The organism is Terriglobales bacterium, assembly GCA_035651995.1.
Classification (GTDB): Bacteria; Acidobacteriota; Terriglobia; order Terriglobales; family Acidobacteriaceae; genus DASRER01.
The window spans coordinates 1-21,214 of record DASRER010000004.1; the positions used below are offsets into that span (position 1 = coordinate 1).

14 protein-coding genes are annotated in these 21,214 nt (G+C 65.3%); 6 read left to right on the forward strand and 8 right to left on the reverse strand.

Annotated features, from left to right (window positions below):
- Positions 1 to 408: 408 nt before the first annotated feature.
- Complete coding sequence (locus tag VFA60_02485; GenBank protein ID HZQ90641.1) at positions 409 to 867, forward strand: transcriptional repressor; 459 nt, start codon at positions 409 to 411, stop codon at positions 865 to 867.
- A gap of 65 nt (positions 868 to 932) precedes the next feature.
- Positions 933 to 3,182: a catalase/peroxidase HPI gene (gene katG, locus VFA60_02490; protein ID HZQ90642.1), complete on the forward strand. Its 2,250-nt coding sequence runs from the start codon at positions 933 to 935 to the stop codon at positions 3,180 to 3,182.
- Positions 3,183 to 3,524: 342 nt separating this feature from the next.
- Here the strand turns inward: katG and VFA60_02495 are convergent, their stop codons facing one another.
- The 6 genes from VFA60_02495 to VFA60_02520 form a co-directional block, all read right to left on the reverse strand.
- Positions 3,525 to 4,886: a CapA family protein gene (locus VFA60_02495; GenBank protein ID HZQ90643.1), complete on the reverse strand. Its 1,362-nt coding sequence runs from the start codon at positions 4,884 to 4,886 to the stop codon at positions 3,525 to 3,527.
- A 50-nt stretch (positions 4,887 to 4,936) separates the two neighbouring features.
- The gene (locus tag VFA60_02500; GenBank protein HZQ90644.1) at positions 4,937 to 8,143 is read right to left on the reverse strand and encodes a carboxypeptidase regulatory-like domain-containing protein; all 3,207 of its coding nucleotides are present in this window, start codon (positions 8,141 to 8,143) and stop codon (positions 4,937 to 4,939) included.
- Between the two features lie 24 nt (positions 8,144 to 8,167).
- Positions 8,168 to 9,928 (reverse strand): amidohydrolase family protein, encoded by a 1,761-nt coding sequence (locus VFA60_02505; GenBank protein ID HZQ90645.1) that lies wholly within the window; start codon positions 9,926 to 9,928, stop codon positions 8,168 to 8,170.
- A gap of 166 nt (positions 9,929 to 10,094) precedes the next feature.
- Entirely contained in the window at positions 10,095 to 13,103 is a 3,009-nt protein-coding gene (locus tag VFA60_02510) for a hypothetical protein (protein ID HZQ90646.1), read from the reverse strand.
- A gap of 112 nt (positions 13,104 to 13,215) precedes the next feature.
- The gene (locus VFA60_02515) at positions 13,216 to 14,481 is read right to left on the reverse strand and encodes a cysteine desulfurase-like protein (GenBank protein ID HZQ90647.1); all 1,266 of its coding nucleotides are present in this window, start codon (positions 14,479 to 14,481) and stop codon (positions 13,216 to 13,218) included.
- A gap of 4 nt (positions 14,482 to 14,485) precedes the next feature.
- Positions 14,486 to 15,931: an amino acid permease gene (locus VFA60_02520; protein HZQ90648.1), complete on the reverse strand. Its 1,446-nt coding sequence runs from the start codon at positions 15,929 to 15,931 to the stop codon at positions 14,486 to 14,488.
- 146 nt (positions 15,932 to 16,077) lie between these two features.
- Here VFA60_02520 and VFA60_02525 point away from each other — a divergent pair, with 146 nt between their 5' ends.
- A complete protein-coding gene (locus VFA60_02525; protein ID HZQ90649.1) occupies positions 16,078 to 16,839 on the forward strand; it encodes a GntR family transcriptional regulator in 762 nt (253 codons plus the stop codon).
- Positions 16,840 to 16,938: 99 nt separating this feature from the next.
- Here VFA60_02525 and VFA60_02530 read toward each other — a convergent pair whose 3' ends face one another.
- A complete protein-coding gene (locus tag VFA60_02530; protein ID HZQ90650.1) occupies positions 16,939 to 18,492 on the reverse strand; it encodes a TonB family protein in 1,554 nt (517 codons plus the stop codon).
- Positions 18,493 to 18,928: 436 nt separating this feature from the next.
- Between VFA60_02530 and VFA60_02535 the strand changes: the two genes are divergently transcribed.
- Together VFA60_02535 and VFA60_02540 are read left to right on the forward strand one after the other, a co-directional pair.
- Entirely contained in the window at positions 18,929 to 19,633 is a 705-nt protein-coding gene (locus VFA60_02535) for an HAD family hydrolase (protein ID HZQ90651.1), read from the forward strand.
- Positions 19,634 to 19,649: 16 nt separating this feature from the next.
- The gene (locus VFA60_02540) at positions 19,650 to 19,799 is read left to right on the forward strand and encodes a hypothetical protein (protein HZQ90652.1); all 150 of its coding nucleotides are present in this window, start codon (positions 19,650 to 19,652) and stop codon (positions 19,797 to 19,799) included.
- A 51-nt stretch (positions 19,800 to 19,850) separates the two neighbouring features.
- Here the strand turns inward: VFA60_02540 and VFA60_02545 are convergent, their stop codons facing one another.
- Entirely contained in the window at positions 19,851 to 20,438 is a 588-nt protein-coding gene (locus VFA60_02545) for a GNAT family protein (GenBank protein ID HZQ90653.1), read from the reverse strand.
- 129 nt (positions 20,439 to 20,567) lie between these two features.
- Here VFA60_02545 and VFA60_02550 point away from each other — a divergent pair, with 129 nt between their 5' ends.
- Positions 20,568 to 21,170: a hypothetical protein gene (locus VFA60_02550; GenBank protein HZQ90654.1), complete on the forward strand. Its 603-nt coding sequence runs from the start codon at positions 20,568 to 20,570 to the stop codon at positions 21,168 to 21,170.
- Positions 21,171 to 21,214: the final 44 nt, after the last annotated feature.

The following is a 21,214-nucleotide window of genomic DNA, read 5'->3' on the forward strand; positions in this document are numbered from 1 at the left end:
AGAATGCCCTCGACGCAGGCGCGGTTGGCAGCCCACGGCCGCCCACGACCGTCCCGTCGTCGCTTCGGTTGCGGAAAAAAATGCTCGATCAGTTCCCACTGCCGGTCGCTGAGCCGCATGGCGCGAGCTTCGCCAATCGCGGCCCTGCCGCGTAAGTGCTTGATTTGAGTACGAATCTATTTATGAAACCAGCTCTAGGGACCCACAGGCAGTCATCATCCAGATTGGTGCTGGTGATGAAGCGTTCGCGGCTTCTTCGAATCGGATCGACGCCGTCAGTGAAGCTTGCTGAATGCAGTGATCGGCATAAGGCAGTCACTATACGCTGCTCGCCGTTCGGGCGAGCCAACCGAGCGAGCCGAGCGCGCGCGCTTGACAAACTATCACATTAGATATATTCCAAATAGCGTGGATGGCGAAGCGATCAAGCGCCGGTTGGAGGGCAGCGGGTTGCGGTGCACTCCGCAGCGGTACGCCCTGCTGGCATTCCTGAGCGAATGCAACCGACATCCCACCGCGGCAGAGATTTTCGAAATGGTGAATCGGGCGGATCCACGCTCTTCAAGGGCCACGATTTACAACAATCTGCGGGACCTGGTGCAGGCAGGTTTGGTGCGTGAGGTGGCCGTCGAGGGCCGGGCCGCGCGATTCGACGCCAAGCGGATGCGGCATCACCACTTTATCTGCGACCGTTGCGGCAATGTTGAGGACATCGAGTGGTACGACGTTCCCAGGCCGGCCTCGGGCTCGCTGGGTAAGCGGCGCATCCGCGAATGTGAACTTATTTTCCGGGGGCTCTGCACGAAGTGCGCTCCTCGGCGAGCGAAGCGCGTCCGGGGATTGCACGGACGCGCAGGCCAGGGTTAGGTCGTCGCAATTCACTTAACCAATTCGTTGGCGCAGTTCTGCCGACTCATTTGAAGGAAGACATTATGGAGAAGAACCTCAGCGCGACAGCGCCGGCAGGCGCGCCTGCTCAGGAACAAGCCAAGTCAGCCGAATCCAAGTGCCCGGTATCGCACGGGTCTCGCCGGCACCAGACGAATGCCGACTGGTGGCCGAATCAGCTGAACCTGAAGGTCCTGCACCAGAATTCCCCTTTGTCCGATCCGATGGGCCAAGAGTTCGATTACGCGCGGGAATTCAAGAGCCTCGATCTGCAAGCGGTGATCAAGGACCTGCATGCGTTGATGACGGACTCACAGGCGTGGTGGCCGGCCGATTACGGCCACTATGGGCCGCTTTTCATTCGTATGGCGTGGCACAGCGCCGGCACGTACCGCATCGGCGATGGCCGCGGCGGGGCCGGTTCGGGCACGCAACGCTTTGCGCCTCTCAACAGCTGGCCGGACAATGCCAACCTGGACAAGGCGCGCCGGCTGCTCTGGCCGATCAAGCAGAAGTATGGCCGGAAAATCTCCTGGGCCGACCTCATGATTCTGGCCGGAAACGTCGCTTTGGAGTCGATGGGATTCAAGACCTTCGGTTTCGGCGGCGGGCGCGAGGACGTGTGGGAGCCGCAGGAAGACATTTTGTGGGGGCCGGAGGGCAAGTGGCTGGCGGACGAGCGTTACAGCGGCGATCGCGAGCTGGCGGACCCTCTGGGCGCAACGCAGATGGGGCTGATTTACGTGAACCCGGAAGGGCCCAACGGAAAGCCGGATCCGGTGGCTGCGGCACGGGACATCCGGGAGACGTTTCGCCGCATGGCGATGAACGACGAGGAGACCGTCGCGCTGATTGCCGGCGGGCACACCTTCGGTAAGACGCACGGCGCGGCCGTTCCCGCGCAGTATGTTGGCCCCGAGCCCGAGGGCGCCGACGTGGAAGAACAAGGACTGGGCTGGAACAACAAATTTGGCAGCGGCAATGGCGCGCATACGATCACCAGCGGCCTGGAGGGCGCCTGGACCACGACTCCGGTGAAGTGGAGCAACAACTATTTCGAAAACCTGTTCGGATTTGAGTGGGAACTCACGAAGAGCCCGGCTGGCGCGAACCAGTGGACGCCCAAGAACGGGGGCGGGGCGGGAACCGTTCCCGATGCGCACGATCCAGCGAAGAAACACGCACCGGTCATGCTGACCACGGACCTCGCCCTGAAAGTTGACCCGATCTATGGGCCGATCGCGAAGCGCTTCTACGAGCAGCCACAGGAGTTCGCCGAGGCGTTCGCCAAGGCCTGGTACAAGCTGACGCACCGCGACATGGGCCCACTGTCGCGCTACCTGGGCCCGCTGGTTCCGAAGGAGCCGCAGTTGTGGCAGGACCCGGTTCCGGCGGTGGACCACAAACTAATCGACGAGGAAGACGCCGCTGCCCTGAAGGTGAAGGTTCTCGCGTCCGGACTGTCGATCTCCGAGCTGGTCGCCACCGCCTGGGCATCGGCCTCGAGCTTCCGCGGATCCGACAAGCGCGGTGGCGCGAACGGGGCGCGCATTCGACTGGCGCCGCAGAAGGACTGGGAAGTGAACCAGCCCGCCCAGCTGGCCAGGGTGCTGACCAAGCTGGCGGCGATCCAGAAGGAGTTCAACGCCTCGCAAACGAATGGGAGCGAAGGGAAGAAAGTGTCGCTGGCCGACCTGATCGTTCTCGCCGGCAACGCGGCGGTTGAGCAAGCGGCGAAGAGGGCGGGGCACGAAGTGAAGGTTCCGTTCTCGCCCGGGCGCACCGATGCTTCGCAAGAGCAGACCGACGTGCACTCGTTTGCCGTACTGGAGCCGGCCGCGGACGGGTTCCGCAATTACCGCCGCGCAGGCGAGCAGAGGTCGCCGGAGGAGCTGCTGCTGGATCGGGCGCAGTTGCTGACGCTGACTGCCCCCGAGATGACGGTCCTCATCGGCGGCCTGCGCGCGTTGAACGCGAACTTCGGGCAATCGAAGCACGGCGTTTTCACCAAGCGTCCCGAGACGCTGACGAATGATTTCTTCGTCAACCTGCTCGACATGAGGACGAAGTGGCAGCCGGCTTCCGGCTCCGAAGGCGTGTACGAAGGGCGCGATCGCGCGACAGGCGAACTCAAATGGACCGCCACCCGAGTCGATCTTGTGTTCGGGTCGAACTCCCAGCTCCGGGCCATCGCCGAGGTCTATGCATGTGACGACGCGAAGGCGGTGTTTGTGAAGGACTTCGCGGCTGCGTGGAGCAAGGTGATGAACCTTGATCGCTACGACCTTGCCTGACGTCAGCGGGAAAAGCCGCCGCGTGGCGCGCCGAACCAACTGCCGATCTTCTCGACGCATTTGACGGACGGCGCCGAGGATCGGCGCGAGTCGGGAATCATTTTGTCGATCGCGGCCACTGCGCGACGCGGGGAACCGACGCGCCCTTTCCTGGCGCGGCCCTGGTCGCGGCCGGTCTGTTCATCTTCGCACCGCCGAGGACAACTCGAAGGGGAACGTTCGGGCGAGGCGCCTCGTCTAGACAGTTCGTGGCGACGTACCGGCGGGCGAGCGCCGCACGCCAGCGCGTGACCCGGGCGGCACGTCGCCACAACGTGAATGGCATCTCCGCGATCGCGTTGCTCAGGCGAGCTGGACGACGCCGGCGCCGTTGCTGAACGCAACGCGGGCGCCGAACGGTTGGGAGAGCCGAGCGACGCGCTCCACGATTCTTGCTGCGGCGGCCGGTGGCGCCAGGATCGGCGTGCCGCGGCGGGCCCGCGCCAGGTCCTGCTGGAGCGTAATCGGGAGGAGCGTGACCGAGGTGGCGCGGCCGCCGCGGAATTCGACGCGCGCGATTGCCGATTCCCAGAAGACGGCATCGCTGAATCCGTTCATGGCGCGGTCGAAGAAATCAGACGGATCACGCCCTTCGATGCCGCAGCGCGAATAGATCTCCTGGGGGATCTGCCGCATGCTTTCCGCCTGGAAGATGAAGTTGGCGAGCGAATAGAAGATGGGGCGCTGCTTGTAGATTTCCACGCCGCGCAGAATGTGGGGGCCGTGTCCGATGAACATGTGCGCGCCGGCGTCGATGCACTTGCGCGCAAAGTCCACGAGAAAGGCGGCGGGAACTTCGCGTGATGTGCCTGATTCATGCGCGTGGATGCTGACCAGCACCAGGCCGGCGTTGCGCGCGGCGCGGCGCACGGCGGCGGTGATGCGCGCCAGGTCCGTGGGATCGGGTGCGGTTGCGACGCCCGCGGCGTCGGCGGCAACGAAGCGGTTGCCGAGGAACGAGATGCCCTCCTGCGGGGCCTGCGGCACCAGTCCGGCTTCGGGATTGGGGAAGAGCGAATGGGAAATTTCTTCGAGCGATTTGAGCTGTGCGGCGGAGAGCTTGTAGGTGGTGCGAAAGCGCAGCGGGTTCAGCCCGGGGCGTCCGGGGATTTCATCGTTGCCGTCGGCGGCGAGCGACCACGGGCGGATGGTTGAGGCGCATGCGATGAGAGCGACGCGTCCGCGGCGGGAGTCGTAGAAGGCGGGAGCGGTGGCGTCGGCAAGGTTGCGGCCGGTGCCGGCGTGCGCGATGCCGGCGCGCTCCAGCTTCGACGCGGTGGCGAACATGCCCTCCTCGCCGTAATCGAGCGAGTGATTGTTGGCGGTGGAGACAATGTCGAAGCCGGCCCAGCGCAGCTCTTCGGCCATCGGGCCCTCGGCGCTGTTGTTCAGGTCGCCGCAGGCGCCGGTGGCGGCGGGCGCCGTGCCTGGGTCGGGAAAAGTGATCTCCACGTTGGCAAAAGCGGCGTCGGCGTCGCGAATCGAGCGCAGCAAGGCGAGTGTGGCGGGGTCGTCGTGTTCGAACGGCCGGTTGATGATGCAATCACCAACCGCGGCGATGGTGAAGGCATCGTCGCCGCCCTGGGCGAACAGGGAAACACGGGAAAGGCCGGCCATCGCGGCCAAGCAAGCGGAGCTGCGGAGGAAGTCGCGTCGTGTGGTCATGGCTGGAAGGAAGGGTGGACGCGGTCAATGCCGCGCCCACCGCGAGCCGATCAGTAGAGGAACTTCAGCGCGAATTGCAGGATGCGCGGATCGCGCGCTTCCAGCACCCGGCCGAAGGTGGGCGAACCGATGTTCCCATCGGGGATCACGAAGTTCGGATGGTTGAGGATGTTGAAGAACTCGGAGCGGAACTGAACGCGAGAACTCTCGGTGATGCGGAAGTTCTTCGAGATGGAGAAATCGAGGTTCCTGTAAGCCGGTCCAATCAGGCTGTTGCGCCGTTCATTGCCGAACTGCCCGGGATTTGCCGTTTGGGTAAGGCGCTGGAACGCCGCCGTGTTGAACCACTGCAGATCGGTGCGCGGGCCGGCGTTGGGGTCGCCGATGACGTTCGGCCGGTCGCCGCCGACGCCGGTGAGGGAAACATCAACCGGCTCGGTCACCGTGAACGGCTGTCCGCTTTGCATGGCGTAAATCCAGTTTGTCTGCCAGCCGCCAAGGAGCGAGCCCGCCACGCCGGTGAGGTTGCGCGCGAAGGGCAGGTCGTAGACGCCGGAAAGAACGAACCGGTGCCGCGTGTCGTAGAGCGACGGCCCGTATTCCAGGTCGATGCGGCTGGGAATCATGGGCGTGTTGACGTTGCCGGCGTTGGTGTTCTGGCTGATGTTGAAGTAGGAACCGGTGTCGAGGCTCTTCGACCAGGTGTAGGACGCCAGGAACGTGAGGCCGCGCGAGTAGCGCTTGTTGGCGCTCAACTGGAGGCCGTTGTAGTTGGACCCGGCGGTGTTCTCGATCTGGGTGACGCCGCGGAAGTTGGGGTTGATGCGGCGAGACTGCAGGTTGGCGACCGTGGCGCCGGGGCCGAAGATGGCGGGATTCGCCTGGTTGAAGCGGATCAGCTTCACGCCGCGCGTGCCGACGTAGGCGGCCTCGAGGAGCACGTCGCCCGGTATCTGCCGCTGGAGGGAGAGGTTCCACTGCTCGTCGTAGGGCATCACGGTGTTCTGCGCAAACGACGTGAGGCCGACGGGCAGGACGACATTCTTCGAGGCGAACGGGTTCGCCTGGCCGGCCAGCGGATTGGCGAAGCTGGTGGGCGGCGCGGTCGAGGCGAAGCTGGGGAAGCCCGGCGGTGAAGAGTTCGCGGCGTTGAATGTGGCGATGCCGGGGATGTACTCGTAGAAGATGCCGAAGCCGGCGCGGACCGACCACCTTCCCGTGCCGGTCGGATCCCACGCCAGCCCGATGCGCGGCGCGAAGTTGTTGCCATCGGCGTTGTAGGTTCCGCCGGGGATGCCCGGGTCGCCCTGATAGACGAGGCCGACCGGCGCGTCGGCACGAAGCGTGGACTTCATGCCCGGCCGATAGGTGGCGAACAACTGGTTGTCGGGAGTCTTGAATGCGCCCTGCCAGGTGTAGCGCAGGCCGAGGTTCAGGGTGAGGTTTTGCCGGATGCGGTAGTTGTCCTGTGCGTACCACTCATAGGTGTAGCCGTTCAAGTCGAACTGCGCGATGGTGCCCTGCGAGAACGACGCCGGCGTCCCCAGGTAGAACTCCGCCAGTGCGTTTTTCGCGATGGAACCGTTGAAGGTGAACTGGCCGTTGATGTTGCTGCCGAAGACAACGCCGAACTGGGTGCGTCGCAAATCCACGCCGAACTTGGCATCGTGCTTGCCGTGGGCGAGCGCGACCGCGTCGCGGATCTCGTAGCTGTTGGTGATTCTGATTGCCGGTCCCTGCGGATTGCCCAGCGGTGAAAGGCCGGTGACCTGAATGACCGGGATGGTTTCAAAGTCCGGGCCCTGCGTGGGATAGGTGAAGCCGAAGTCGGAGAGTTTGTCGCGACGCGTAAACAGCGGGCTGCCAAAGTTCAGGCGCACATAAGAGAGGCGCAGTTCATTGAGGAGCCGAGGCGTGAAAATGTGCGTGTAGGCGGTTGAAAGCGTGCGCGGCCGCTGCGAAGCCAGGCCGGGGAATCCCGGAACGGTCGCGCCGAAGGGCACGAAGGGCTGTTTCTGGTCCTGCGAGTTCTGCAGGTAACGGGCCCAGAATGTGTTGCTGCTGTTGAATTGGTGATCAATGCGCACGCCCCATCCATTGCGATCGTCCTGCAAGGTGGGCGACGAGGTGAACAGGTTTGCGCCGGAATTGGGATTGGGATACAGCGCCAGCAGCTTCTGCGCGATGGGGTTGATGGGCACCACGTTGTTGGGGAACGGCTGGCCGGTTGCCGGGTTGGTGGGCTTGGTGGCGCTCTGCGAAAAGTCGCCGTTGCGCTCCAGCAGCGTGGGCACGCCTGCCGTACTGGTGATGCCCTGGCGGTTCCGGAAGCCCTCGTAATAGGCGTAGAAGAACGTCCGGTTCTTGCCGTTGTAAACGCCGGGGATGAGAACCGGGCCGCCGGCGCTGAAGCCGAACTGGTTCTGCTTGAGTACGGGCTTGCTACCACGAGCGAAGAAGTTGTGCGCGTCGAAAACGTCGTTGCGCAGGAACTCCCACACCGCGCCGTGCAGCCGATTGGTGCCCGACTTGGTGAGGACGTTCACCACCGAGCCGCCGCCCCAGTACTCGGCGGAGTAGGAGTTGGTGAGGATCTTGAATTCCTGGATGGCGTCAGGCGGCGGGCGCAGCACGCTTGATGTGAAGAAGATGTCGGTGTCGAGGCCGCCATCAACCATGAAGACATTGGCCTGGGTGCGCAGCCCGTTCACGTTGAAACCCTGGTCGGCGGCGGCGCCCGAGCCGCTCTTGGCGAGGTTGGGCGTAATCGGCGTGACGCCGGGCTGGAGCGATCCGAGCTGGAGGAAGTTGCGCCCGTTCAGCGGCAGGTCGGTGACCTTGCGCTCGTCGACGACTTTGCCGAGGGTGGCGACGGTGGTGTCGACCTGGGAGGCATCGGCCACGACTTCCACCGCCTGCTCCACCGCTCCGGGGCGCATCTGCGCATCGACGCGCGCGTTCTCGTTCACGTTGACGGTGACGCCGTGCTGCACATAGGGCGCAAATCCGGTCGCTTCGACGCGCACGGTGTACTTGCCGACGGGCAGGAGCTTGACGGTGTACTCACCGGTGGCGTCGGTGGTCAGGGTACGCTGCGCGCCCGTGCCTTCATTGGTGATGGTGAGCTTGGCGTTGCTGATGGCGGCGCCAGTCGAGTCGTGCACGGCGCCGAGGATGGTGCCGGTGGTTTCCACGGCGAAGGTGAGCGGAGCGGCGGCGAGCAGCAGGATGGTGCTGAGAACGAGAAGGCGTTTCATCGTATGCTCCATGCGGCCGGCAAATCAGTGGCTACCGGCTGCGATTGAGTTCGTGGCCTGCGCATGCGCCAGGGCGGTGTTCGGGGTCCCATTGCGGTAGAGCACGCGGCCGGCGGGGTGTCCGGTCAGCCTGCGGTTTTCCAACGCAACGGAGCCGTTGACCAGCACATGCAGTACTCCGTCGGGGTAGTGCAGGGAATCGGCGTAGGAGCTGCGGTCGGCCATATGCTCCGCGTCGAATACCACGATGTCGGCGGCGAGGCCCTCGCGCAGCAGTCCGCGATCACGCAGCCGCAGCGACTGCGCGGCCAGGCCGGTCATCTTGCGGACCGCTTCCTCCAGCGAGAGGACCCCTTCTTCACGCACATACTTGCGATAGACGCGGGCAAAGCTGCCCAGTGAGCGTGGATTGATCCAGCGCGGGCCGAGTGGCGTAAGTTCGCCGTCGCTGCTGAAGCTGAGCCACGGCTGCTTGAGCACGGCGACCACGTCACGCTCATCACAAGGGCCGATGGAGATGACGAAATGCTCGTCTTCGGTGCGCAACAGCTTCTCGGCGATGCTGAAGCCGTCGGTGTGCTCCAGGGCGGCGATTTGCGGGATCGTCTTGCCCACGTATTGCGGATTTTTCGTGGAGACCTCGACGCGGAGCCAGCCGTATCCCCACTTCCTGATCCAGTTGCGGCTGGAGGGGTTGTTGATCCCCTCGTCGTTGGCTTTCCTGATTTGCTCGCGCCTGGCGGGATCGTCGAGCGCTTTGACGAGTTCGGCGACGTACTGCTTCTGCTCAGCGTCGTTGGCGAAGTCGGGAGGATTCCCGTGGAGGGCGTTGTAAACCTGCTCGAGGTGTCCCATGCCGGGCGGGATTTGCAGCACCGACGCGACCGATGTGCGCACCGCGCCGTTGGGGAACGGGTACTGGTTCGCGGTGATCTCCTGGCCGCGGGCGCGCGCGGCGTTGATGAGCGCGACCGCTTCGGCCATCTGGCCCCAGTTGTCCTGGCCCATGACCTTGATGTGCGAAATCATGAGCGGAATGTGCGCGCGCTCGGTGATGGCGAGCGTTTCGCGCAGCGACGGCATGAATGACGTCATCTCGTCGCGGTGATGGGTGTCGTAAATCCCCCCGTATTCGGCGGCGACCTTGGCAAGTTCCACGACTTCATCGGTCGAGGAGTAAACGCTGGGGATGTACACCAGGCCGGTGGAGAGGCCGAAGGCGCCGGCCTCCATACCCTGGCGGACCATCTGCTTCATCTGCTCGCGTTCGGCCGGGGTGGCGGCGCGGTCCACGATGCCGATCACTTTCGTGCGAATCGGATTCTGGCCGATGTAGAAGGCCGTGTTCACGCCCATGCCGGCGCGCTGCCACTGGCGCGCGTCGTCCATCATTTCGACGGTGCCGAGGCCGTCGATTCCCAGGACGACGGTGGTGATGCCCTGGATCAGCCAGAACTCTGCCGGCCGCAGGTTTGGATCGCGCAGGCCACGGTCGGAGTGGTTGTGCATGTCGATGAAACCGGGCGCGACGTAGAGGCCGGACGCATCGATTTCCTTCGTGGCGCTGGCAGCATGCAGGTCGCCGATGGCGGCGATCTTGCCGACGCGTACGCCGACATCGGCGTGGAACCAGGGATTGCCGGCGCCGTCGATGACGCGTCCGTTGCGTATGATGACGTCGTAGCGATCGGCGGCGAGGGCGGGGCCGGTGAGCGCGACAAGGGCGAGCAGCAGCGGGAAGAATGCCCGCCGCGGCGCAGCAAGGGGCGGGCTTGTGGATGCCAAACCCAGGGCGACGCGAATGTGCCGTGCCCGCATACCGCAACGTGGGAAAGCCACTGATTTCTACTCCGCTACTTCGCTGCTGTCAAGCATGTCCGGTACCGCATCTGTATCCCGATGGTATACCGCCAAGCGGCGCGGCGTCCTATGCAAGGGCCGCGCCAAGGTCCTAATTGCCGGCTGGCTTTTCCGCTGAGGGGCCGACGCCCAGCCGCGCAACGTCCTGCTGCACGGCTTTCCATTCGGCCATGAGCGCGTCGCGCCGCGCGTCGTACTCGTGCAGCAGGTCGTAGAGTTGCTGCGGCGGCGCGGTGTCGGCCGCGCCGGCGACGTTCGCCAGTTCCGCGTACTGCGCGTCCAGCAGAATCGGATAAACGAGCGCGGCGTCGCGGCTGGTAGAGCGCACCTGCGTCATTTTCCCTTCGATGTCGGCCATCTTGCGCAGCAGGCCGTCGATCGTGCTGCGCCGGCCGGCGTCGCCGCCTGCCGATGCTTTTTCGACGGAGGCGCGGGAGTTGCGGATCTGGATGACCGCGTTGTGGAGTTCATTGACGCGATCGCGCACCTGCACGCAGAAGTCATACTGCTTCAGCAAGTCGGCCGTGGTTGCTTTCACACGCGGGTCGGCCTTGATCTCCAGCGGCGCGGTGTGCTGCTGGCCGGCGACGGTGAGGCGCACCTGGTACGTCCCCGGCGGAACCAGCGGCCCGCCGCCGAGCGTTTCCAGGATGAACAGCCCCGGCACGGGCGTGGGGCCTTGGGCGCGATAGTTCCAGCGATAGCGGTTCATGCCCGCGCGCGCGGTGAGAGCCGGTTCGCGTGGAGTGGCGGGCTCGGGGCCGCCGGCGGCCGGTGGCGGGCCCGGCTTGGCGCTTGTTGCGTGGTGCAGAACGGCGCCCTTGGCATCGAGGATGTCGAGGGTGATGGGCGCGGACGGCTCGGAGGCCAGAAAGAAGTCGATCGCCGCGCCGACGGGCGGATTCTGGCCGGCGTTCCTGACGGGCCCTCCGCCAGCGAAACCGCCGCCGCCGCGCTCGCGATAGGAAACGGCGGGTTTGTACAAGTGTACGCCGGCGGCGGCAACTTCGGGCGTCGCCTGGCGCAGCGGCGTGATGTCGTCGAGGACCCAGAGGCCGCGCCCGTGGGTGGCGATGATCAGATCGTCGCCATTGACGGTCGTGTCCCACACGGGGACCGGCGGCAGGTTCAGCTTGAGCGATGTCCAGTTGGCGCCGTCGTCAAACGAGACGTACAAACCGCCCTCGGTGCCGGCGTAGAGCATGCCGGGCCGCTGCGGGTCGGCATGAATGGAATGTACCCAGTGGCCGGGCGCGATGCCGCGCGTGATCCCGGTCCAGGTCTTGCCGAAATCCGACGTTTTGAAAATCATCGGGCGGAAGTCATCGGAGTAGTGAAGATCGGCGGCGAGGTATGCCGTGCCCGCTGCCTTCGAGGAAGGTTCGATCATGCCGATGCGCGACCACTCGGGCAATTGCTGCGGCGTGACTCTGCTCCAGCTTTTTCCGCCATCGCGCGTGAGCTGCACGATGCCGTCGTCGGTGCCGGCCCACAGCAGGTCTTTCTGCACGGGCGACTCGGCCAGCGCAAACAGCGTGTCGTAGTACTCGGAGCTGGCGTTGTCGGGCGTGAGCGGCGCGGGACTGGACTGCTGCTTGCTCTTGTCGTTGCGCGTGAGGTCGGGGCTGATGATGCTCCAGCTCATGCCGCCGGTGGTTGTCTTGAACACGACCTCGCTGCCCACGTACCAGACGCTGGGATCGTGCGGCGAGATGATCATGGGTGGCGTCCAGTTGAAGCGGTGCTTCAGGCCGGCGGGCGGATGCGCGCGAGCGCCCAGCCAGGGCGCGATGTTCTGCACCTGGCCGCTGGCGCGATCGAAGCGCGTGATGTGTCCGTTGTGGTCTCCGGAAAAAACGATGTTGGAGTCGCGCGGGTCGGGCCAGTTGTATCCCGATTCACCGCCGCCGACGGTGTAGAAGTCGCGGTCGGTGATGGCCGGACCGTCGCCGCGATTCAGGATGGCGAGGCTGGTGTTGTCCTGCTGGGAGGCGTAGATGCGGTAGTTGAAATTGCTGTCGGTGGTGACGTGGTAGAACTGGCCGGTTGGCTGGTTATTCTGCGGCGTCCAGGTAGCGCCGCCGTCCATGGAGATGCTGACGCCGCCGTCGTCGGCCTCGATCATCCGCTTGTTGTTGGTGGGATCAATCCACAGGAAGTGATTGTCGCCGTGCGGCACGGGCACGACTTTGAACGTGCGGCCGCCATCGGTGGAGCGCAGCGTGTTCAGCGCGAGGCCGTAGACGGTGTCGGCATCCTGCGGGTCGGCATAGATGTGATTGCCATACCACGGGCGCACCCAAATGGGCTCGCTGTTGACCACCTGCCAGTTTTCGCCGGCATCGTCGGAGCGGTAGACGGCGTTGGTTTCGGCCTCGATGATGGCGTACACGCGCTTGGAATCGGCGGCGGAAATCGAGACGCCGATGCGTCCCAGCACGCCCGCCGGGAGACCATGCCCGGAGAGGCGCGTCCAGTGGTCGCCGCCGTCGGTGGACTTGTACAGGCCGCTGCCCGGGCCGCCGCTCGTCAGGCTGTAGGCCGTGCGGCGGACCTCATACATCGAAGCGAACATCACATTCGGGTTCTTCGGGTCGAGCGTGACGTCAACCGCGCCGGTCTTGTCGTCCACGTAAAGAATGCGCTCCCAATTCCTGCCGCCGTCTTTGGAGCGATAGAGACCGCGCTCGGGATTCGGGCCGAAAGCGTGTCCGATGGCGGCGACGTAGACCACGTCGGGATTCTTCGGGTCGACGACGATGGCGCCGATGTGGCGGCTGTCTTTCAGGCCGATGTTCGTCCACGTTTTGCCCGCATCGGTGGACCGGTAGACGCCGTCGCCTTCCGAGATGGTGTTGCGCAGGCAGGGCTCGCCGGTGCCGACATAAATAATGTTGGGATCGGAGGGCGCCACCGTGATGACACCGATGGACCAGATGCCGGCAGCGTCGGTAATTGGCGACCAGGTGATGCCGCCGTTGGTGGTCTTCCACACGCCGCCGGTGACGGCGCCGAAGTAGTACGTGAGCGGATCACCGGGAACGCCGGCGGCAGCTTCGGCGCGGCCCCCGCGGAATGGGCCGACCAGGCGCCAACGCAAACCGTCGTACAAGTTCGCAGGCACCTGCTGAGCGACTGCGTCGAGGGATGCGACGGACAGAACCAAGCTGGCGAGGCAGAGCAGAAGCGCGCGGCAGGAACGAGTCATGGGATCACCCCTGAGTCACGAGATTGCGAAGCGCGGCGCCGAAGGCGCGGACTTCGTCGATGGTGTTGTAGTGGACCAGCGATGCCCGCACCGTGCCGGAAGCGGGATCAAGGCCGAGGCGGCGGATGAGGCGCGGCGAATAGTTGTGCCCGTCGCGGACGCCAATCCCTCTGGCGGCGAGCGCCTCACAGATCTGCGCGGGCCCGACGCCGTCAACGGTGAAGCTGAAGGTGGGCGTGCGCAGCGCGAGCTGCGATTCGCCGCTCAATCCGTAAATATGCGAGCCGGGAACAGCCCGCAGCGCGGCGAGCATTTCGCGTGACAGCGTCTGCTCGTAGCTGGTGATGGCGTTCATCGCGGCGATGATTTTTTCGCGCCGCGAACCGGCGCGCGGCTGGACTCGCTTGCCAAGCCACTCCAGGTACTGCACGACGGCGTCCATGCCGGCGACGTTCTCGTACGTGTAGGTGCCGGCTTCGATCTTCCAGGGCGGCTCGTCGGGGATGAAGTCTTCGCGGAACGTGGGCAGTTCGCGGAGGGCGCCGAAGCGCCCCCAGAGGAAGCCCATGTGCGGCGCGAAGATCTTGTAGCCGGAGCAAACCAGGTAGTCGCAATCCCAGGCCTGCACGTCGAACAGGCCGTGCGGGCCGTAATGAACTGCGTCGACGAAGACCTGCGCGCCGGCGGCGTGGGCGCGGCGCGCGACGTCGGCGATGCCGGTGATCGAGCCGAGCGCGTTCGAGGCAAGCGTGCACGCGACCAAACGCGTGCGCGAGGAGAGAAGCGCGTCGAGGTCCTCGGGGTGGAGCAGGCCGTCGTCGCGGAACTTCCACCAGACGAAGCGCGCTCCTTCGCGCTCCAGCGCGAGCCAGGTGGCGACGTTCGCTTCGTGGTCCAGGTCAGTGACGATGATCTCGTTGCGCTGACCAAGCGTCTGGCCGATGGCGAGGCTTACGGTCCGAATGAACGAGGTGGCATTCAGGCCGAAGGCGACTTCTTCCGGGCGATTGGCGTTGAGGAACAGCGCGACCGACTCGCGCGCGGAGGCGATCGTCTCGTCCACGGCGCGCGACTGCGGATAGCGGCCTCCGCGCTGCACGTTGCGGCGCAACAGGTGGCCCGCGGTGGTATCGAGCACGATCTGCGGCGCCTGCGCGCCGGCGGCGTTGTCGAAGAAGACGAACCCGGGGTTGTCGCGGACCGCGGGGAACTGGTTGCGGACCTCGGCCACGGGAAAATCAACCTGCGCGGGACTGTGGGCCGCGGGCATGAAACTACTCCGCTCCTTCCGCAGCGGTCGGGGCTGAGATGCGCGCGGCGTTCGCCGCCAGTTGGCCGGTCCGCCTGCTCCTGAAATAAGCGATGGAAATCAATCCGAGCATGGGTATGAACGCGGGGATGGTGTAACGCAAACCGTCTACCCAAAACGTCGTTGCGCTGATGGCGAGCACCGCGGCGATGGCGGTGATGGTCGGCACAGGATGCGCCGGCAGGCGCAGCGGCAGTCGCGCCGCGAGCTCGGCGCCGATCGTTTTGCGGAAGTTCAGGTGCGAAAGCAGGATCACGATCCAGACAAAGAACATTCCGGCTACCGCCGTCCCGTAAAGCAAAAGGAAGGCGTTCGAGGGCGCGTAGATCGCCAGCAGGACGGCAGCGGCCATTCCCGCGGTGGAGACCACCAGGGCGCGCAAAGGAACTCCCGCTGGGGAAACGTTTCCCAGCCACGCGGGCGCGTATCCGCCGCGGGCGAGCGAGAACAGCATGCGCGTGGAAAGATAAAGATTGGTGTTGGCGCTGGAGAGCGCGGCGGTGATGACCACTGCGTTCATGATGCTTGCCGCAAACGGAATTCCCACCGCCGCGAAGGTCCGCACAAACGGACTGCCGGAAAGTCCGGCGCCGGCGGTGGCGTTCCACGGCGAAACCGCCAGCGAGATGAAGAGCGCCAAGATGTAAAAGAGGATCAGCCGGAGCACGATGGTGCGCATGGCGCGGGGAATGCTCTTTTCCGGCTGTTGCGCTTCGCCGGCCGTGACCGCGATCACTTCGACACCCATGTAGCTGGTGATGCCGAGTGTGAGGGCGAGCCACACGCCCGACCATCCGTTGGGCAGGAATCCGCCGTGCGCGGTGAGGTTGCGCAACCCGATCGCCGGCCAAGGTCCGATGCCGGCGACGAGCGCGAACCCGAGCAGGATGAAGGCGACGATGGCGACCACCTTGATCAGCGCGAACCAGTATTCGAACTCGCCGAAGCGGCCGACCTGCATGCTGTTCACGGCAACCAGTCCGGCGGAGACGGCCAGCACCCAGATCCACTGCGGCACCGCCGGAAACCAGTACGCGAAGTAAATCCCGACGGCGGTGACTTCGGCGCCGATGGCGATGATCTGCACGATGCCGTAAGTGGCGCGAACCGCGAATCCGGACCAGGGAGAGAGATATTTTTCCGCGTAGATTCCGAACGATCCCGCGACGGGATGCACGACGGCCATCTCGGCCACGGCGCAGGCGAGAATGCCGGCGACGACGGCGCCGGCGACGTAGGTGATGAGCACTCCCGGTCCGGCCAGACGGATGGTGACGCCGCTGCCCAGGAACAGTCCGACACCGATGGCGCCGCCGATTGCGATCATGCTGAGCTGGCGCTCGGTGAGGCGGCGCTGGAGGCTTTCGCCTTCGCGCGCTGTCTTGTTGCCGTCCGGTGCCGAGCCGGTCATTGTCTCTCCCCGGGGTCACTCGCCGCGCGATTCGGGTTGCGCGGCGCGCACAACGATATACAATCGGTATGCCAATTGTCACGTCCCGCGCAGGAGAAAAAGATTTCGTTGCCCGCAACCGCGGGTTCGGATGGTGGAAGGTCGCGATGAAAACCAAGCCCGGCAGGTCAGCCTTATCTCGAAGCAGCAAGCGGCGCGGCGGCGCGAAGATGCCGGCCATTCCTCCGGTACTGAAGAGCATGACCGCCTCGGCCACTCCGGGCTCGCTCGGGAGCCGGGTTTACCAGGCGCTGAAGCGCGACATCATCACGGGCGTGTTTCGCTCGGGAGAGGCGCTCACCGAGAGCCTGCTGGCGAAGCGATACCGCGGCAGCCGCACGCCGGTGCGTGAGGCCGCAGTGCGGCTGCAGCAGGAGAACCTGCTGCTGATCGTGCCCAGCCGTGGATACTTCGTGCGGCACATCACGATCAACGAGCTGAACCAGCTCTACGAGTACCGCGCGGCGCTCGAGTCGGCGTGCGCGGACCTGGCGGCGCGCAAGGGCGCCGCTGCCGGCGAGATTGACCACCTGAGCAGCCTGGGGCAGGTGCACTTCGAGAAAGACGACCGGGCCAGCTACGAGCGGTTCATCGAGTCGGACACCGCATTTCACATCGGGATCGCGCAGCTCACGCGCAATCAGCTGCTGACCGAGGCGGTGCGCGACGTGCGCTGCCACATGGAGCGCATCATGTACGCGGCGATCAACATTCACTACTACGGCGAGTCGCCGGCCAAGGAGCACGCGGGCATTATCCAGGCAATCCGCGATCGCGACGCGGAGCGCGCCCGCCGCCTGATGCAGGAACACATTTACATCTCCAAGGAGAAGGTGTTCCAGCTGGCAAGCAACTCGCGGGTGCTGTAGCGGCCCCGCCAAACGCCAACGTTCCGCAACCGCCATACCAGCGGCGGTATACGGCCTGCATCCTCGCCCAGGCTTTGCGTGCCTGGTTCCAGACTTTGCCTATTCGCCCTTGAACTGAATGGCAACATCGGTGGAGGACGAAACGGGCCTGCCGTTCAGGGTGGCCGGACGGTAAGTCCACTCGCGCACGGCCCTGACCGAGGCCGCGACGAGGTATGGATCGCCGCTGATGACGCGCGCGTCGGTGACTTTGCCTTCCGCCGAAATGGCGATGTGCAGTCTCACGACGCCGGACCGGCGCAGGAGCTTGGCTTGCGCCGGGTACTCGGGAGGCCGTCCCTGCAAGCGCGTGGCGGGAACCGCGAGCGACTCCTTCGCCACAAGAGCGGCAGCCGGAGCGGCCGCGGCAGGCAGGTCAGGCAGCGGCCTGACCGAGCCGGCCGTGAGTCCGAGGGAAGGCGGCTCGACGGGCTCTTCCGGCTTTGCGACCGGCTTGCCGGTGCTCAACTGAAGGACGGCGACCGGCTCCTCGGCCTTTTCGGGCGCGTGCGTGTGCGCCGGCTCAGGCTTCGGTCCTTCCGTCTTGGCAACGACGGGGGAAGCGGCGGGCTGTGGCGAGGCAGTGACTGGGGTTGGGGCCGGAGGTTGTGGGGCTGGGGTCGCGGGAATCGGCTCGTCCGTCGCTGCCGGAGCCGGCACGGCGGGCGCAGGCGCCTGATGGGCGGCCACGTTCTCCGGCGCGGGGGGCGCAGCCGGCGCGGTCCTGTGCCGCACGTAGAGGACGAGGCCGAGGCCCAGCAACACGAGCGCGGCAACAGGTCCGGCCAGCAGGAAAACATTTCTCCGGCTCCAGGTTTGCGGCGCGCGGTTGGCGACGTGCGACGGATGCGGGACAGCGACCGGCGATGTTGCCGGACGAGCGGTGTAAGTGGCGGCCGGTTTCGGTTTGACGAGAGAGCCGTGCGACGTCGGGTCCTCGGCGAAGCCCAGGACATCGGGGCTCACGCTCGTCGGCGCCGGCTGTTCCTGTTCCTTAACCAACTCCGACACCGGTTTCGGGGCCGCGGGTTTGGGGGACGGGGCAACCGGCGGAACGCGGACCGGCTCCGGTTCCTGGAGCAGGGAAGTGAGGTCAATCTCGAGGGGCGATTCGGTCGCGGACGACCGCAGCGGTTCGGCCGGTTCCGACTCGCTGAGCTTGCTGGCGAGCACGTCGCGCAGGGCCATGAGGATGGCGATGTGCGAGGCGCTGAACGCCTTTTGCGCCTGGGAGAGCACGGCGAGCACGGCACGCACTTCGCCGCCCCACGGCACAGGAACGCTCATGATGGAGCGCACGCGGAGCGCACGGAAAGCGCCTTCGAGCTGCGCTTCGGCGTCGGGATCGGCGCAGGTCTGGACCTTCTTTGTGGTGACGCACAGCCCGGTCACGCCGCTGGGAAACGGAATCGTGGCGCCAACTTCAGGCGCGATGCCGTCGCTGGTGCGAATTACCAGATCGTTGCGACGGCGGAGAGCGATGACGACGCCGGTGGCGCCGGTGAGACACTGCGCGCGCTCGGCGATTTCCGACAGCTCTTCCGCGAGCAGAAGGGCATTCGCGCTCAGCGGAGGAGGCGCGACCCGCGATTCGGTCCTGGGGACGGTTGCCATAAGAATGAGCCTCCCCGTGTTCATTTTCCGTACTGACCGGCTACGAGAGCCGGTGCATATAGATGTTTATCGCGGCGGGACCTGGAGCGATACATCACGAGCGTGCAGTGTGCTTGTGGATGGGGGAAACGAAGGTGTATGGACCAGTGGGTTAGCGGGCAGGCGCCGGAGGCCAGTGGGACCTTGCGATGAGGGCCCTCCCCGGTCGAGCGAAGCACGAGGCCGAAGTACTGGGGGTGCTTGGCGACGCAGGCCTGCGCGAGGGCCACACGCATCCATGCTGCCGGCGTGCGCGGTGGGAGTTTAATGGCGGGGCGGCTTCCACAAGGGTTGGGAGAAGAGCAACTGCGATTTCGAGCTTGCGGCGGTGTGGTCTTAAACTGGCGGGGCGGCCGCGGCGGGAAGCGGCGATTCCGAGATCGCAAGAAGAGCGCCGGTGAGCGACAAGCTGGTCTTCCTGTTCGACGTGGACAACACGCTGCTGGACAACGACCGGGTGGCCGCAGACCTGCGGAACCACCTGGAGCGCGAGGTGGGGCACGAACGGCAGGAGCGCTACTGGAGCATCTTCGAAGGATTGCGCGCCGAAGTGGGTTACGCCGACTACCTGGGGGCGCTACAGCTCTATCGCGCAAATTTTCCGCGTGATCCGCACCTGTTAACGGTGTCGCACTTCCTGCTGGAGTACCCATTCGCGCATCGCCTGTTTCCCAACTCGCTCGACGCGGTGGACCATGTGAAGCAGTTCGGCAAGCCGGTCATTTTGTCTGACGGCGATGTTGTCTTCCAGCCGCACAAGGTCTGGCGCTCGGGGCTGCACGACGCATTTGACGGGGCGGTCCTGATCTATATCAACAAGGAGTTCGAATTGGAGGATGTGGAGCGCCGGTATCCGGCGGAGCATTACGTGCTGGTCGACGATAAGGTGCGCATCCTGACGGCCGTGAAGCGGATCTGGGGGCGGCGCGTGACGACGGTTTTTCCGCGACAGGGGCACTATGCTCTCGACGAGAAGCTGGTGAGCAGTTTCCCGCCGCCCGATTTCACCATCCCGCGGATTGGAGACCTGGTCACGCTGGATTTTGGAGCACTGGTGGAGAAGTCAGGTGCGGCGGACCGGCAAGGACGGGCACAAGGTTAAAGTTGCATAACGGCGCTTGAGCGCTTCGAGCGCGCGGCATGTCCGGGACCTTGCCAGCGGCGCCACGAATACCTGGGTCGCGTATCAGTTGCCCATCAACAATGCCGGCGGGCAGGCAACTTACGATTCGCGGCAGGTAGAGCTGGTGGCGCACTTCACGTTCTAGGAACGGGAAACGCACCGATAGCGCCGCTTCGGCGGCGCTATTTTTTTGCATTCAGTCCAGCTTGAATTGCAGGTGCTGTTTCACGGCCGGCCACTCGGCGGCGATGATGGAGTAGACGACGGTGTCGCGCAGGGCGCCGTTGCTGTGCAGCTGGTGGCTGCGCAGGATGCCATCTTGCTTGGCGCCGAGGCGCTCGATGGCGCGGCGGCTTGCGTGGTTGAAGAAGCTGGTGCGGAATTCGACGGCGATGCACGCCAGCTTTTCGAAGGCGTAGGCCAGGAGCAGCAACTTGCACTCGGTGTTGATGGCGGTGCGCTGGGCGGATTGCGCGTACCAGGTGGAGCCGATCTCCACGCGGCGGTTGCGCGCGTCGATGTTCATGAAAGAGGTCATGCCGACAATGCCGCCGCCGGCGAGATCGCGAACTGTCCATGGCAGCATGGAGCCGGAGCGTTGCAGGTCGAGGCGGCGCTCGATTTCGGCGCGCATCCCCTCGGGCGAAGGGACGACCGTGTACCAGAGCTTCCAGAGCTCGCCGTCGCGGGCGGCGGCGACGAGGCCGTCATGGTGCTCGAGCGAGAGCGGTTCCAGAGCGGCGTGGCGGCCGCGGAGCGTGATGGGGGCGGTGAATGGGTCCATTTCGGAAGGAGTGGCGATGCGCGGATTCTATCAGCCAGGCCCTAAAGGCCAGAGAGGCACGGGAGGGCAGCCCCGTCCGGAGCAACTGCCGCGCCGGGCGGGGCATCTTTGGCGGGTGGGGAGATGTCCATGAAGAAACACTTGAATGTAGTACTGGCAATGCTTGTCCTGATGGCGGCGGGAGTGGCGCAGACGCATATGCTGCCGGAGGGGAGCGAAATCAAGGTAAGGACTGACACGGCAATTCCGGCGAAGCCGGCGGCGAACGCCCGCTACACGGCGAGCGTGAGCAACGATGTGACCGACAGCTCGGGCGCAGTGGTGATCCCGCGGGGCTCACGTGCCACGCTGGTTGCCGTGCCGAACCCCGATGGCAAAGACACGACGCTCGACTTGAGGTCGGTCCGTGTCAATGGGCAGAGCTACTTGCTTCAGGCTCCAGGCGAGACCAGTTCGTCGCCCGAGGGACTGGGCGCCAATAAGCGCACGGCGAAATACGTGGGCGGCGGCGCCGCGATCGGCGCCGTCCTGGGTGCGCTGCTGGGCGGCGGCAAGGGAGCCGGCATCGGCGCCATCGTGGGCGGTGCAGGCGGAGCCGCGGGCCAAGTCCTTACCGGAAAGAAGAAAGAAATGCCGGCCGAAACCGAGCTGAGCTTCAAGCTGGCGCAAAACCTGCAACTCCAGCCGGTCAGCAGCGGTGGGAGGAGTCACCGGCCGGCACAGCCTCAGTAAGCAGCAACCACCGGCATCCTTTGCGGGGCGATCCGGCCCCGCAA

What these genes read in the sequence shown, in the direction of transcription:
- katG (HZQ90642.1), top strand. Translation starts at nt 933, where the DNA reads ATGGAGAAGAACCTCAGCGCGACAGCGCCGGCAGGCGCGCCTGCTCAG.
- VFA60_02495 (HZQ90643.1), bottom strand. Translation starts at nt 4,886, where the DNA reads ATGACCACACGACGCGACTTCCTCCGCAGCTCCGCTTGCTTGGCCGCG.
- VFA60_02500 (HZQ90644.1), bottom strand. Translation starts at nt 8,143, where the DNA reads ATGAAACGCCTTCTCGTTCTCAGCACCATCCTGCTGCTCGCCGCCGCT.
- VFA60_02515 (HZQ90647.1), bottom strand. Translation starts at nt 14,481, where the DNA reads ATGCCCGCGGCCCACAGTCCCGCGCAGGTTGATTTTCCCGTGGCCGAG.
- VFA60_02520 (HZQ90648.1), bottom strand. Translation starts at nt 15,931, where the DNA reads ATGACCGGCTCGGCACCGGACGGCAACAAGACAGCGCGCGAAGGCGAA.
- VFA60_02525 (HZQ90649.1), top strand. Translation starts at nt 16,078, where the DNA reads ATGAAAACCAAGCCCGGCAGGTCAGCCTTATCTCGAAGCAGCAAGCGG.
- VFA60_02530 (HZQ90650.1), bottom strand. Translation starts at nt 18,492, where the DNA reads ATGGCAACCGTCCCCAGGACCGAATCGCGGGTCGCGCCTCCTCCGCTG.
- VFA60_02545 (HZQ90653.1), bottom strand. Translation starts at nt 20,438, where the DNA reads ATGGACCCATTCACCGCCCCCATCACGCTCCGCGGCCGCCACGCCGCT.
- VFA60_02550 (HZQ90654.1), top strand. Translation starts at nt 20,568, where the DNA reads ATGAAGAAACACTTGAATGTAGTACTGGCAATGCTTGTCCTGATGGCG.